The 13,981-nt window shown below is 41.4% G+C and carries 13 protein-coding genes and 1 tRNA gene; 10 read left to right on the top strand and 4 right to left on the bottom strand.

Going from position 1 to position 13,981, the window contains the following annotated elements; translation table 11 throughout:
- Nucleotides 1–23: 23 nt before the first annotated feature.
- The 4 genes from HKX39_RS04765 to HKX39_RS04780 form a co-directional block, all read right to left on the bottom strand.
- Nucleotides 24–1,007: a TAXI family TRAP transporter solute-binding subunit gene (locus HKX39_RS04765; RefSeq protein ID WP_171680161.1), complete on the bottom strand. Its 984-nt coding sequence runs from the start codon at nt 1,005–1,007 to the stop codon at nt 24–26.
- Nucleotides 1,008–1,220: 213 nt separating this feature from the next.
- Nucleotides 1,221–3,821, bottom strand: a complete 2,601-nt coding sequence (locus tag HKX39_RS04770; RefSeq protein WP_171680162.1) for a TRAP transporter permease — start codon at nt 3,819–3,821, stop codon at nt 1,221–1,223.
- A 132-nt stretch (nt 3,822–3,953) separates the two neighbouring features.
- Entirely contained in the window at nt 3,954–4,937 is a 984-nt protein-coding gene (locus HKX39_RS04775; protein WP_171680163.1) for a TAXI family TRAP transporter solute-binding subunit, read from the bottom strand.
- Between the two features lie 220 nt (nt 4,938–5,157).
- The gene (locus tag HKX39_RS04780) at nt 5,158–5,733 is read right to left on the bottom strand and encodes a transglycosylase SLT domain-containing protein (protein ID WP_171680164.1); all 576 of its coding nucleotides are present in this window, start codon (nt 5,731–5,733) and stop codon (nt 5,158–5,160) included.
- Nucleotides 5,734–5,822: 89 nt separating this feature from the next.
- Between HKX39_RS04780 and HKX39_RS04785 the strand changes: the two genes are divergently transcribed.
- The 10 genes from HKX39_RS04785 (at nt 5,823) to dapE (ending at nt 13,962) form a co-directional block, all read left to right on the top strand.
- Nucleotides 5,823–7,016, top strand: a complete 1,194-nt coding sequence (locus HKX39_RS04785; RefSeq protein WP_171680165.1) for an AI-2E family transporter — start codon at nt 5,823–5,825, stop codon at nt 7,014–7,016.
- A gap of 69 nt (nt 7,017–7,085) precedes the next feature.
- Nucleotides 7,086–7,170, top strand: a tRNA-Leu gene (locus tag HKX39_RS04790).
- Nucleotides 7,171–7,357: 187 nt separating this feature from the next.
- Nucleotides 7,358–9,259, top strand: a complete 1,902-nt coding sequence (locus tag HKX39_RS04795; protein ID WP_171680166.1) for an LTA synthase family protein — start codon at nt 7,358–7,360, stop codon at nt 9,257–9,259.
- Between the two features lies 1 nt (nt 9,260).
- Complete coding sequence (gene dapC / locus HKX39_RS04800) at nt 9,261–10,457, top strand: succinyldiaminopimelate transaminase (RefSeq protein WP_171680167.1); 1,197 nt, start codon at nt 9,261–9,263, stop codon at nt 10,455–10,457.
- Nucleotides 10,458–10,606: 149 nt separating this feature from the next.
- The gene (locus HKX39_RS10655; RefSeq protein ID WP_246226039.1) at nt 10,607–10,801 is read left to right on the top strand and encodes a virulence RhuM family protein; all 195 of its coding nucleotides are present in this window, start codon (nt 10,607–10,609) and stop codon (nt 10,799–10,801) included.
- A gap of 70 nt (nt 10,802–10,871) precedes the next feature.
- A complete protein-coding gene (rhuM, locus tag HKX39_RS10660) occupies nt 10,872–11,081 on the top strand; it encodes a RhuM family protein (protein WP_425500267.1) in 210 nt (69 codons plus the stop codon).
- Nucleotides 11,082–11,268: 187 nt separating this feature from the next.
- Nucleotides 11,269–11,445 carry a type II toxin-antitoxin system HicA family toxin gene (locus HKX39_RS04810; protein ID WP_171680168.1) on the top strand — a complete coding sequence of 59 codons (177 nt, stop codon included), beginning with the start codon at nt 11,269–11,271 and terminating at the stop codon, nt 11,443–11,445.
- A gap of 16 nt (nt 11,446–11,461) precedes the next feature.
- Nucleotides 11,462–11,875 carry a type II toxin-antitoxin system HicB family antitoxin gene (locus HKX39_RS04815; RefSeq protein ID WP_171680169.1) on the top strand — a complete coding sequence of 138 codons (414 nt, stop codon included), beginning with the start codon at nt 11,462–11,464 and terminating at the stop codon, nt 11,873–11,875.
- 122 nt (nt 11,876–11,997) lie between these two features.
- Nucleotides 11,998–12,819 carry a 2,3,4,5-tetrahydropyridine-2,6-dicarboxylate N-succinyltransferase gene (dapD, locus tag HKX39_RS04820; RefSeq protein ID WP_171680170.1) on the top strand — a complete coding sequence of 274 codons (822 nt, stop codon included), beginning with the start codon at nt 11,998–12,000 and terminating at the stop codon, nt 12,817–12,819.
- A 12-nt stretch (nt 12,820–12,831) separates the two neighbouring features.
- The gene (dapE, locus tag HKX39_RS04825) at nt 12,832–13,962 is read left to right on the top strand and encodes a succinyl-diaminopimelate desuccinylase (RefSeq protein WP_171680171.1); all 1,131 of its coding nucleotides are present in this window, start codon (nt 12,832–12,834) and stop codon (nt 13,960–13,962) included.
- Nucleotides 13,963–13,981: the final 19 nt, after the last annotated feature.

The following is a 13,981-nucleotide window of genomic DNA, read 5'->3' on the forward strand; positions in this document are numbered from 1 at the left end:
AACAACCTTGCGTATAAAAAACGTTATTTCAACAATCCTACTTCACGATAGTATTTCTCTGCCCCAGGATGTAGAGGAGCAGATAAACCGTCTTTTACCATATTCTCTTTAGAAAGATGCGATAATGCCGGATGTAAGCGTTTAAACTCATCAAAGTTTTCAAAAACGGCTTTGACCATTGTATAAGCCACCTCGTCAGACACTTTTGTTGAGGCAACAACTGTCGCCAGTACACCATAGGTTGGCGTATCATCAGGATTATGAGGGTATAGACCTCCGGGAATACTCACTTTAGCATAATAGGGAAACTGTGCAACAACCTTATCCACGTCAGCCCCTACAAAAGGAACTAATTTAGCGCCACATGTCGTAATGGGATCCTGAATAGTAGCAGCTGGGTGACCAATCGCAAAAATAAAGCCATCAATTTTGCCATCACATAGTGCTGGACCTTGCTCATCTTGGCGTAGCTCAGATGCTAGCGCAAAGAATTTATTATCTAGCCCTCTAGCTTGCATATATTGCTCTAAGAAAGCACGTGTACCAGATCCTGGGTTACTAATATTAAAACGTTTACCTTTTAAATCATCAAAACTTTTAACATTCGCTTCTTTACGTGCCAAAATGGTTAATGGCTCAGAATGTAGCGAGAAGATGGTTCTAAGCTCTTTATAGGGACCTGCACTTTCAAAATTACCTTTCCCCTCATACGAATTAAAGACTACATCAGATTGCGCAAACCCAAAGTCCAACTCACCTGCTCTAATCGTATTCACATTAAATACTGAGGCACCTGTGGATTCTACTGAACAACGTAAACCATGATTGGCTCTATCTTTATTAATCATCCGACAAATGGCACCACCAGCCGCATAATACACTCCAGTCACACCACCTGTCCCAATGCTAATAAATTTTTGTTGAGCTTGAGCTCCAGTAGGCAATAAAAGCGCCGATGTCACACCCAAAGCACCTACTGCCAACGCTATTTTTTTCATCACAGTCATCAAACCGCTCCTTATCTTTGTAATTTGCAAATCATAGGTATAACAGAATTTTTAATAAAAATAATCTAGGGTTTATGCTACCTCCCTTTCTTGCTACGCTTCCCTCTTTAATCACTTCCCTAGGCTCAAACACAATGATTACAACAGACATAACAAAACCGCTTACCCATTACTGAATAAGCGGTTTTCTTATATAAGGTCTTAGCGAGAAAACTACGCCAATTTTTCTTGACGACGCATTCTACGACCTTGTACCATCCATACTCCAGCGATTAATAATAATCCTGGAATAAAAATAAGAGTTTCTGTTGGACGATCAGGATTAGGTACCATCACATCAACCACATCCCAACCTTGCTCCCAACTTGCACGAGCCGCTTGCGTACCAAAACGAACATTCGCGACTTGCATGGTGCCACCAAAGCCCATAAAAGTTAAACCTGCTTGGCGTAGGCGTTCACGACCGATTTGTTCCTCGCTCATCCCCTCTGTTTTCTCTAAAGCAGGTACATTGACCGCCACTAATTTAGTGAGCTCATCCCCTTCTAAATTCATCCCTTGAATTTCTGCCACAAAACGCCCACCTTCGGGTAATTTTGCAGCAACAGAATACAACTCAGTGACTGGTCGAGGAACATATTCATCATACATACGATTCATATACCAATCAGGACGGAAGAACATAAATGACGCAATTAAGAGAATTAATGCCTCTAACCATGTACATTTGGTTCGGAACCAACGCAAAGTCGCCGCAGCAAATACCATAGAAGCAATGGTTACTCCAACAACCACCGCGATCAAATGCGGCCATGTATCAACACCAATCAATAATAACATTGGGTTAAAGACAAAGATAAACGGCAGCACGGCTGTACGTAAAGCATACGTCACACCTTGTAGACCGGTTTTAATCGGATCTTCTCCAGAAATCGCTGCAGCGGCAAACGTTGCAAGCCCTACAGGAGGTGTAATATCCGCCATAATTCCAAAGTAGAATACAAAGAAATGTACAGCAATGAGCGGAATAATTAATCCACTTTGAGCCCCTAATTCCACCACCACAGGCGCCATCAAGGTTGCCATTAAGATATAGTTTGCCGTCGTTGGCATACCTAGACCTAAAATCAAACATACCGCCGCTGTAAAGAATAACATCACTAGGACATTACCCATTGAAACAAGTTCAACAAAGGCGGTCATTCGCAAACCTAAACCTGTCAAGGTAATAGCACCCACAATAAGACCGGCAGTACCGCACGCAATCGCGATACCAATCATATTGCGAGCCCCTTCCTCTAAACCTTGAATGGCTTCCGTAAAACCTCGTTTGGCTTCGGGAGCAACCGTTTGACCACGGAAAAAAGCAATCAGCGGACGTTGAGTAATTAGTAAAAAGAGCAATGCCAGTACTGAATAGAATGCCGATAAGCCAGCTGACAGCATCTCTACACTTAAGCACCACACCAAAATACCGATAGGAATTAAGAAATACAAACCTGACCGTACGGTTGGCCAAATTTCTGGTTTAATTGGGTTGGTAATATTAATATCTGTCGGTAAATCAGGATACTTTGCCGATACTTTTAGCAAAAACACATAAAGTACCAATAATAAAGCCAGTAAAATCCAAATCGCAGATTCCCCTGCCACCGCTTGTACACCTGTACCGATATAGTAGAACCCTGCCATTACCAACAAAGTACCTGAAATCCCCATGCCCCAGCCAGCTAATTTTTGGATAGCGGTTTTAGGTTGACCTGCTGACATCATAGGTTCAATACCCAGTTTTAAAGCCTCTAAATGGACAATATAAAACAAAGCAATATACGAAATCGCCGCAGGCAAAATAGCATGACGAATAATCTCCGTATAAGGGATACCAACATACTCAATCATCAAGAAAGCCGCCGCTCCCATTACTGGGGGCATAATTTGACCATTGACAGACGATGCTGTTTCAATCGCACCTGCACGGATACCGCCATAACCTGATTTTTTCATCAAAGGAATCGTGAAAATACCGCCTGTCACCACATTGGCGACAGATGAGGCGGATACAAGACCATTTACTCCAGACGATACCACTGCAACCTTAGCAGGACCGCCTCGTAAATGCCCTAACATGGCAAATGAAACTTGCATCATATAGTTGCCCGCACCGCAACGGTCTAATAAAGAACCTAGCAAGACGAAAATAAAAATATACGATACGGATACACCCAAGGCTACGCCATAAGTTCCCTCTGTCGTCAGCCACATATGCGATACAAGACGCTCTAAAGACGCTCCTCGATGTGACACAACCTCAGGTAAATAAGGCCCTAAAAATACATACGCTAAAAATACAATCCCTAAAATCGTCATTGGTAAACCTAATGAACGACGCGTAATTTCTAGCAATAAGACAATCCCAATAGAACCCGTCACCACATCTAATGTTGTCGGAATTCCAGGACGTAGAGATAGTTCTTGATAAAACAAGAATAAATAAGCACCACAAAAGCCTGCGATGACAGCTAATACCCAATCATAGATAGGCATTTTATTCGATTGGCTTTTAAACATTGGGTAGGCTAAATAACCTAAAAACATCGCCAAACCTAAATGAATAGCACGAGCCTCAGTATCATTAAAAATACCCAAATTGACACTAAACGGAATAGGTGACGCAAACCATAGCTGAAAGAAAGACCATAGCAAAGCACCAATAGCCAAGACACCCCCTGTGATGCCTCCGACTTTACGCCCACCTCGATCAACTTCTGCCACCAGTTTTTCTAGCTCTGCAATTTTTTTAGCATCCGCTACCATAAAAACCTCTCTAAATTATGACTTCGACAAAACGTAAGAAGCGGACAAACACCTTGTCCGCCTCCTTTTGTTTTTTAATAACGCTCATGACGGAGTAATGTCATTCGACTTACACCATGAGACGCTAGTTAATTATTTTAATAAACCAACTTCTTTGTAGTATTTCTCAGCACCGGCATGTAATGGTGCAGAAAGACCATTTTTCACCATATCTTCTTTAGATAGATGAGCTAAAGCTGGGTGTAGCTTTTTGAAATCATCGAAGTTTTCAAATACCGATTTAACGATTTGGTAAACCACATCATCAGGTGTTTTAGTTGATGCAACAACAGTCGCTAACACACCGTATGTTGGTGTATCGTCTGGGTTGTTTTGATATAAACCACCTGGGATAGTGACTTTTGCATAGTATGGATACTGAGCAACGATTTTATCAACTGCCTCACCAGTAAATGGCATTAACTTCGCACCGCAAGTCGTCGTTGGGTCTTGGATATTGGCTGATGGGTGACCAACACCGAAGATAAAGCCGTCAATCTTGCCATCACATAAAGCAGTACCATGCTCGTCTGGCTTTAGCTCTGACGCTAGTGCAAAGAAAGAATTGTCAAGACCACGTGCTTGCAAATATTGCTCTAAAGAAGCACGAGAACCAGAACCTGGGTTACCCACATTAAAGCGCTTACCTTTTAAATCATCAAAACCTTTGATATTCGCCTCTTTACGAGTCAAAATCGTTAATGGCTCTGGGTGTAAAGAGAATACAGAGCGTAAGTCCTTGTAAGCACCACCCTCTTTGAAGTTAGCCTCGCCATTGTAAGCGTTATAGGCCACATCAGATTGTGCAAAACCTAAGTCTAACTCGCCCGCTTTAATAGTATTTACATTAAATACTGATGCACCAGTAGATTCTACAGAACAACGCAAACCATGTTGTGCACGGTCTTTATTAACGATACGGCAGATAGCACCACCCGCAGCGTAATACACACCTGTCACCCCACCCGTACCAATGCTCACAAATTTTTGTTGCGCCATTACAGTACTCGGTGCCATAAATGCAGATGCCATTGCTAAAGCACCTGCTGCTAAAGACATTTTCTTCATTAGTTTCATAAAAACTCCCAAACTAAATTAATGATGACAAGACCGTCAAAAGGATAAGATTTCTAGAATTATAGTCCCTAAGATATCACAAAGCGCACCCAAAAAAGAAATCTAGGGTTTATCCTGATAAAGCACTATATGTTTTATGCTTATTAGCTTAACTCAATCTACTGCAATACCCAAAATCAATAGCGAAAAAACTACATAGCCACTAAATTGGTGCATTTTCTTAACGACATTGAGCATATTGCGCACCATAGCGCTCTGCTCGTTCCTTCACTCGTTGCGCAACGTTTTTCAGCCAAGCTTTATTTTCATATGTCTGTTGCGCATAGCCTGTCCACCCCTCATGATAATTAAGATATTGACTATACGCGTCCCATTTAGACACACCATTAACTTGCTGGGTTTTACTCATATACCAGCCAATAAAGTCCACAGCATCAGCAAAATCATCACGATCGGCTGAGGTATTTTGCGTTTGCTTTTTATAATCCCCCCAAACCTCGTCTTTTGCTTGAGGATAACCATAAGCAGAACTCTTACGTCCGACAGGAATGATACCCAAGAAATAACTCATGGGTGGCTGTGCATCATGCTTAAAACTAGACTCCTGATAAATAATAGACAGGATAACTTGTGGTGGTGCTCCCCATTTTTCGCGAGACTGTTCTAATGCTTTTCCCCAATCGGGTTTTTCTTGCACAATTTCACACATATTTTCAGGTTTACTTGGTGGTGTTGTGCTCGCACAAGCGCTTAATAAGCCTGCAACAATTGGTAATAAATAATAATTAAATTTCATACAAAAGCATTTCCACAAAATTCTCGGAATGTATTAGTTGCCCATTGTATAATGAACCCATCAAAAATCCATTTTCCTAATGTTAACTTATGCAAAATAAAAATCGCGTATTCTACGCATTCTATATAGGGTTTCTACTCTTAATTAGTGTTGGTTTCCTCTATCTACTCTCCCCCTACTTCTCTGCTATTTTCTGGGGGGTTATTTTTGCGGTTCTTTTCCGCCCTATTTATAGAAGACTCCTAAAAGTCATGCCAAATTACCGTAATAGTGCTACTGTGCTCACATTGATGATAGCCATTTTTGTGGCTTTCGTTCCCCTTAGCATTATTACAGCCTCGCTAACCAAAGAAGTTGTCGTTCTCTATAACCGTGTTCAATCTGGTGAACTAGACCTCGGACTCTATGCTGACCATGTTTTCCAAAACTTACCGGTTTTTGTTAAAGATATTCTAGAGCGTTATCAGATTGACAGCGTTTTTGGTATTCGTGAGAAACTGATGGTATTTTTTAACAATGCCAGCCGTTTACTCGCAACGGAATTAGTTAACTTTAGCCAAAATACGTTTTCATTCCTTATCTCAGTAGGTATCATGATGTACCTATTGTTTTTCCTCTTACGCGATGGTAGCCATATTCAAAATAACCTAAAGCGCCTGGTTCCTCTGAGTTACGAGCATAAAGTTCATCTTTTTGATAAATTTCTCACCGTTGTGCGAGCCACCGTCAAAGGCAATATGCTAGTCGCTGTTGTTCAAGGGGCTTTAGGTGGTTTTATTTTTGCTTTATTAGGTATTCAAGGCGCGTTATTGTGGGGAGTGATTATGGCTTTCCTCTCCCTATTACCGGCTGTCGGTGCCGCCATTATTTGGTTCCCTGTCGCCATTTACTTCCTGGTGACGGGTGCTTACTGGGAAGGTGGTGTACTCATTGCCTATGGTTTTTGCGTCATTGGTCTAGCGGATAATATCCTTCGCCCTATGCTGGTAGGAAAAGATACCAAGCTACCAGATTATCTCGTACTCATTAGTACACTAGGGGGTTTAACGGCTTTTGGTATTAACGGGTTTGTGATTGGCCCCTTACTGGCCGCCCTTTTTCTAGCATTCTGGGATGAGTTACCCAATGCAATCGGTTTACTTGAACCCTTAAAACCTCAAGACCCAGCCGTCATAGAAGCCTTACAGACAGAAAAAGCAAAGAGTTTTGTCGAGGAAGGCGAGGATACTCTTGAAAAAGATATAGTTGATGAAGACCCTTCAGAAAATGTTGCAAAAAACTAACAAACAAACTTCAAAAAAGAGAAATAACTTGCGAAAGATGATATAAGTCTGTATAGTTATATTCTTCAAGCGAGCGTGGCGGAATTGGTAGACGCACTGGATTTAGGTTCCAGCGCCGTGAGGTGTAAGAGTTCGAGTCTCTTCGCTCGCACCAAAATGCTAAAAGGATTTGAGAGCAATCTCAAATCCTTTTTTATTTCAAGCACTTATAAACTCTAGCCTTAGCATTTTTTCTCCTTTTAGCCTATTTTTTGGGGTAAAATTCAAGGAAATTGCACACCAATTGTATGAATTTCTAACAAAACCATACCTAAAACAACATTATTTCTCCACATGAATTTATGCAAACTTTTAGAACACCTCTTCGTATTCTAATTTTTAGTCTTATTACCTTTACTATCTGCAGACTCTTTCTTTATTATAGTTATCCAGACTATTTTTCTACACTCACGGTAGAACAACTTTTAAGAGCACTTTTAAAAGGTGCACAATTTGATAGTGCTACCCTTGTCTCTAGCTGTGTTTTATTCTTTATTTTGCTAACACTTCCATTTAATACGCTTCAAACGTATAGGGTGCGTCGCTTTAGTCTTTACTTTATCTTCGCTATTTTTTTCCTATTACTCAGCTATACCTTAGCTGATATTAGCTATTTTGGTGAAGTTAAACGTCATATTGGTGCAGAAATACTAAATATCAGCGCAGATATTGAAGAAATGACTTCACTCGCTATCAACTCTCGCTTAAGCGATATTATCCAAAGCATCATTTTTTTAGTATTTGTTACTATCACATGGTATTTTTTCATTTTAAAACCTGAAAAAAAACAAAGGATTCAACTCCCTACGAGCTTTGTTAAGCGTTTACTCTACTGGCTTGCTACTGTGGGTTTTATCATTTTTTGCATCCGAGGATTTATTCCAACAGGTCGTCCGATTAATATTGCAGATGCTTTTATAAAGAATGGTTCTATTGCCCAAGCCAACCTCAGTCTTAATCCTGCTTATTTATCTTTTAGAGAAATTCAAAAGCGTCAATCTCAACAAGCATTAGCACTTAGTAGCGAATCCTCTGTTAAAGCATTTGTTCAACAAAATCCTGCTATTTTTAATTGGCAAAGACCTAATGCTATACCAACAGGTAAAAACGTTGTTCTCATTCTGTTAGAGAGTTGGAACAGTCGCCATATTGACAGTTTAAGCGGAAGCTCTTATAAAGTTACGCCTTTCTTTGATAGCCTTGTTCCAAAATCACACGTTTGGAGACAAAACTATGCGGCAGGGCAACGCAGTATTGTAGGTATTCAAGCTGTTCTTTCGTCTGTTCCTGCTCTACCTAGTTTTGGTACGATTGGTTTTGGATTGGAAATCAAAAACTTCTCTCGTATTGGCGAAATTCTCCAACAAAATGGCTATAACAGCTTAATGATGCAAACATCTAAACGCCGCTCATTTCAGATGGAAAATATTGCGACCGCTTTAGGGCTTGAAGAATATTATGGTCAAGAGGATATCCCTCTATTATTGGATTATCCTCAATCGCAACCACCATTCGGCTGGGATTATGATGGTCTACAGTTTTTAGCTCAAAAACTATCTGAAAAACCGGACAATAAACCTTTTTTCGCCTTTATTTTTACCGGTACAACCCATGAGCCCTTCCCTCGTCTACCTGATGAGTTTGAGCTTTACCCTCATGATTTACGTGCGGAATCTGGTTACTTAAATGCCTTGCGTTACAGTGATTGGTCTTTAGAGCAGTTTTTCAGTCGTATTGAAAATGAACCTTGGTTTAATAATACTATTTTCATTTTGACAGCCGATCACACTTTAAATCTACAAAAATCCGAAAAGGACGTAAAAGCACGCCCTCTTTCTCGTGAGGATTTTCATATTCCTCTCTTAATTTACACCCCTGACGGCTCTCTACCACCAAAGCAATTCAATCATATCACCTCTCAATATGATGTTTTACCTACTATCACAGATCTTTTAGGCTTTAAACAAAAAATTTCCACTTTTGGTCAATCGCTTTATGACACTCCACAAAACGAAGAAGCTTATGTTTTTGCTAGTGATAATTTCGGTCTGATTACACCAACACAAACGATATTCTTTAGCGAAGAAAATTCGCAAGCACAAGACAAAGGTTTATCACCACAAGACAGTCAAGCTTTAAATCATTTAAAATTAAAGCTTCAATACGCCGATGAACTATTGCGCAAAAATCAATGGACGGATTAATATGAACCCGCATTTAGACTTACTACAACCCTATCCTTTCGAGCGATTACGTCAGTTATTTGCCGATGCGAAACCGAACGGTACATATAGCAGCCATATTAATTTATCTATCGGTGAACCCAAGCACGATACGCCCGAGATAATTAAACAAGCGATTGTCAATAATCTATCAGGTCTAGCGAATTACCCTGCAACCAAAGGCGATTTAGCTTTACGCACAGCCATTGCCAATTGGATTGCGCGTCGTTATGATATTCCTGCACCTGACGTTGAAACACAAATTTTGCCTTGTCTTGGCTCTCGAGAAGCACTCTTTTCCTTTACGCAAAGCGTATTAGATGGTCAGCCTGATAGCATTGTCGTTAGTCCCAACCCCTTTTATCAAATCTACGAAGGTGCGGCTTACCTCGGCGGTGCTCAACCCTATTTTGTGAATTCCAACCCTGCACGTAATTTTGCCCCTGATTGGGATAGCGTACCAGCCAGCGTTTGGGAAAAAACACAACTCCTCTTTATCTGCTCACCAGGCAATCCTGCTGGTAATGTGACCCCATTAGAAGAATGGAAATATCTCTTTGATTTAAGTGAAAAATACGGTTTTGTCATTGCCTCTGATGAATGCTACTCAGAAATTTACTTTGATGAAAAACCCCTCGGTATATTACAAGCGGCTCGCCTCTGCGGACGAAATGACTATAAGAATATGGTGTGCTTCTCAAGCCTCTCTAAGCGTTCCAATGTCCCGGGGATGCGCTCAGGTTTTGTAGCTGGTGATGCAGAACTGATGAAAAAATTCTTACTCTATCGTACCTATCACGGTAGTGCTATGAGTGCTGTAGTCAGTGCAGCTAGCATTGTTGCTTGGAATGATGAAGCTCACGTCGCAGAAAATCGTGCGCTTTATCAGGAGAAATTTAAACGCGTTTACCCTATTCTTGCACCGGTCTTAGATGTCAAAATGCCTGATGCTTCATTTTATCTATGGGCTGGTACACCGATTGATGATACGGCATTTACGAAAGCCCTCTATGAACAGGCTAATGTTACCTTATTACCCGGTAGTTTCTTAAGTCGCCCCGGCTCTGCTGACGGGGTGAACCCGGGATTCAAACGTGTCCGCATCGCCCTTGTCGCCCCTTTAGAGCAATGTGTTGAAGGTGCAGAACGTATTGCGAAGTTTGTGAGGGAGTATTATTGATTAATCAACACCTTTCGCTCTCTTAGGTAAAAAATATATGCAACATGCCAATAGAATTAAAAAAACTATTGGCATTTTTTAAAACTTTCCTCCTTTGCCAACATTGCAAATGGCATTAGACTAAATAGAATTTCAGTTAAGGAATTTATATGACTAAATCGGAAATTGTTTCTTCGGTGACGGAATATCTCACCTTTATGACCGCCACAGGCGAGAGCCAAGTCAATGCCATTTATGCCGACGAAAATGTCTGGCTGAGTCAAAAAATGATGGGGCAGCTTTATGATGTTGAAGTGCCTACGATTAACTATCATCTAAAAAAGTCTTTGATGATAATGAGTTAGTGGAAAATTCAGTTATTAGAAATTTTCGAATAACTGCCGATGACGGTAAACATTACCAGACAAAACACTAATTCGTCTATCGGAACGCAAGTTTTACCAAAAAATCACCGATATTTATACAACTTCCATTGATTACGACCGTACTGCCACAGCGACCAAACGCTTTTTTGCCACGGTGCAAAACAAGTTACATTGGGCAATTCACGGTCATACTGCTGCAGAATTAATTGTAGAACGAGCAAACGCCAGCAAGCCAAATATGGGCTCAACCGCTTTTTAGATGCTACCGACCGAGCCATATACCATCCACCCTCTACGTATTTCTACGTACATCACCCTCGATTTTCTCATTCCCCCCCATTGCATTGAGCCAATATCCTTGTGCAAAATAAAACGACAAACCCCCTTTTTATAAAAATCATATTTACAAAATAAACATTTTTGATTATTATTTAGAAAGAAAATTCATGAGACAAAGCGAATTTTTACGTTGGTTCCTACATCAAGGCGTCAGCACATCACAAGGTTCCAATCATATAAAGCTCTATTACAAAGGCAAACAATCCGTCATGCCACGTCATCCCGCTAAAGAGCTAGCAACAGGAACGGTAGAAGCCATAAAGAAACAACTTGGTCTTAAATAAATTAAAAGGAAATACTATGCTTTATCCTGCTATTTTTACCAAAGAAGCGAATGGTTACAGCGTTATTTTTCGTGATATTCCAGAAGCCATTACCTGTGGTGATGATTGGGAAGATGCGATGTTTATGGCAAAAGATGCACTCATTACTGCACTCGACTTTTATTTTGAGGATCAACGCACCGTCCCTCCTCCAAGTCCTGCTCAAGCAGATGACGTTCTCATTGAATTACCGGCGAGTCTTTACGCCAAGGTCCTCTTACTTAATGAAATGGTCAAACAAAAAATCTCCAATGTTGAGCTTGCCAGACGCATACATGTCAGACCACAAGAAATGCAACGCATCACCAATCTCAATCACCCCACCAAAATTGACACCATTGCAAAGTCCCTTTCTGCTCTGGGCAAGCAATTAATCCTTGAGGTTGCTTGATTTAGCTCTCTGATTCACCTCTCTCGTGGTAAAATCCCCCTACTTTTATCGCTCACCGATGACCGATAAAATGGCTTTCAATTATCTGGACAAGCTTGTCCAATCTACATGAGCAAATGATTATGACGCAACAATTACAATCTATTCTTGAGCAAGCATGGGAAGACCGTGCCAACATTTCTATTGATACCGCTTCAGCAGAATTAAAAGATGCGGTCAACACCGTGATTGCAGGTCTGGATACGGGTACTTTCCGTGTCGCAGAGAAAATCAATGGCGACTGGATTACTCATCAATGGATTAAAAAGGCGGTGCTACTTTCTTTCCGCTTAAACGACAATATTGTCATGAACAATGCGCCGTTGCAGTTCTACGATAAAGTGCCTTTAAAATTCCAAGACTATACGCGTGATGACTTTAAAAATGCAGGCTTCCGTGTCGTGCCACCAGCTGTTGCTCGCCGTGGTTCTTATATTGGTAAAAACGTTGTTCTTATGCCGTCTTACGTGAATATCGGTGCTTACGTAGATGAAGGTACGATGGTAGACACATGGGCGACGGTAGGTTCTTGCGCACAAATCGGTAAAAATGTTCACTTATCTGGTGGTGTCGGTATCGGTGGTGTGTTAGAGCCTCTACAAGCAAACCCAACAATTATTGAGGACAACTGCTTTATTGGTGCACGTTCTGAAGTGGTTGAAGGTGTTATTATTGAAGAAAACTCTGTGCTCGCGATGGGTGTATTTATCTCGCAAAGCACCAAAATCTACAACCGCGAAACAGGTGAAATCACTTATGGTCGTGTACCGTCAGGTTCTGTCGTAGTACCGGGTTCGTTACCAAGTGCTGATGGTTCTCATAGCCTTGCATGTGCTGTTATCGTTAAACGTGTCGATGCTCAAACACGTGCTAAGACAAGCATCAATGATTTATTACGTGCATAAGGTCTATTATCCATGAAAACCTCTACGATTGACCTACTCGTTGATCTGATTAATCGTGACTCGGTAACCCCTGAAGATAAGGGGTGCCAAGAGCGTCTAGCCGATGAGCTTCAAGAAGTAGGCTTCAAACCTGAATGGATGCCATTTGAAGAGGTAAAAAATCTCTGGCTCCGCAAAGGCACTGAAGCACCTCTTGTTGTTTTTGCTGGACATACCGATGTTGTGCCGACAGGTCCTATTGAACGTTGGGAGACCCCTCCTTTTACAGCGACTATCAGAGACGGTAAGTTGTATGGTCGTGGCGCTGCCGATATGAAAGCGGGTGTCGCCGCCTTTACGATTGCTTGTCGCGAGTTTGTCGAAGAAAACCCCAATCACAAAGGCTCTATTGCGCTACTCATTACTGCCGATGAAGAAGGTCCTTCTATTAATGGTACGGTTAAAGTCTGTGATACGCTAAAAGCTCGTAACGAACAGCTCGACTACTGTATCGTTGGTGAGCCTACGTCTAGTCAGGTCTTTGGCGATACGATTAAAAATGGTCGTCGTGGTTCATTGACAGGCACGCTAACGGTTAAAGGTAAACAAGGTCACGTGGCTTACCCAGAAAAAGTCCGTAACCCTATTCACCTCAGTGCTGCTGCGATGGCTGAACTCGTCGCCACCGAATGGGATCGTGGCAATGAATACTTCCCTGCCACAACATTCCAGATTTCTAACTATCATTCGGGTACTGGAGCGACCAATGTTGTACCGGGCGCAGCGAAAATTGTCTTTAACTTCCGTTTTTCGACAGCTAGTACACCAGAAGGACTTAAAGAAAAAGTCCACGCTATTCTTGATAAACACGGCGTCGACTATGACCTAGAATGGGTACTCGGTGGTGAGCCTTTCTTAACAGAAAGTGGTCCTTTGACAACCATTGTACAAGAGGCTATTTTGGCAGAGACTGGTATCAAAGCCGAATTAAGCACCACAGGTGGTACATCTGACGGTCGCTTTATCGCTAAAATTTGCCCGCAAATTTTAGAGTTTGGTCCAATCAATGCGAGTATCCACCAGGTCAATGAACATGTTGATGTCAATGATATTGAGACATTAAAGAACATCTACAAGCGTGCATTAAAGGCGCTGTTGACATAAGCATTAATCAGTAACTGCA

This window comes from Pelistega suis (assembly GCF_013133795.1).
Classification (GTDB): domain Bacteria; phylum Pseudomonadota; class Gammaproteobacteria; order Burkholderiales; family Burkholderiaceae_B; genus Taylorella; species Taylorella suis.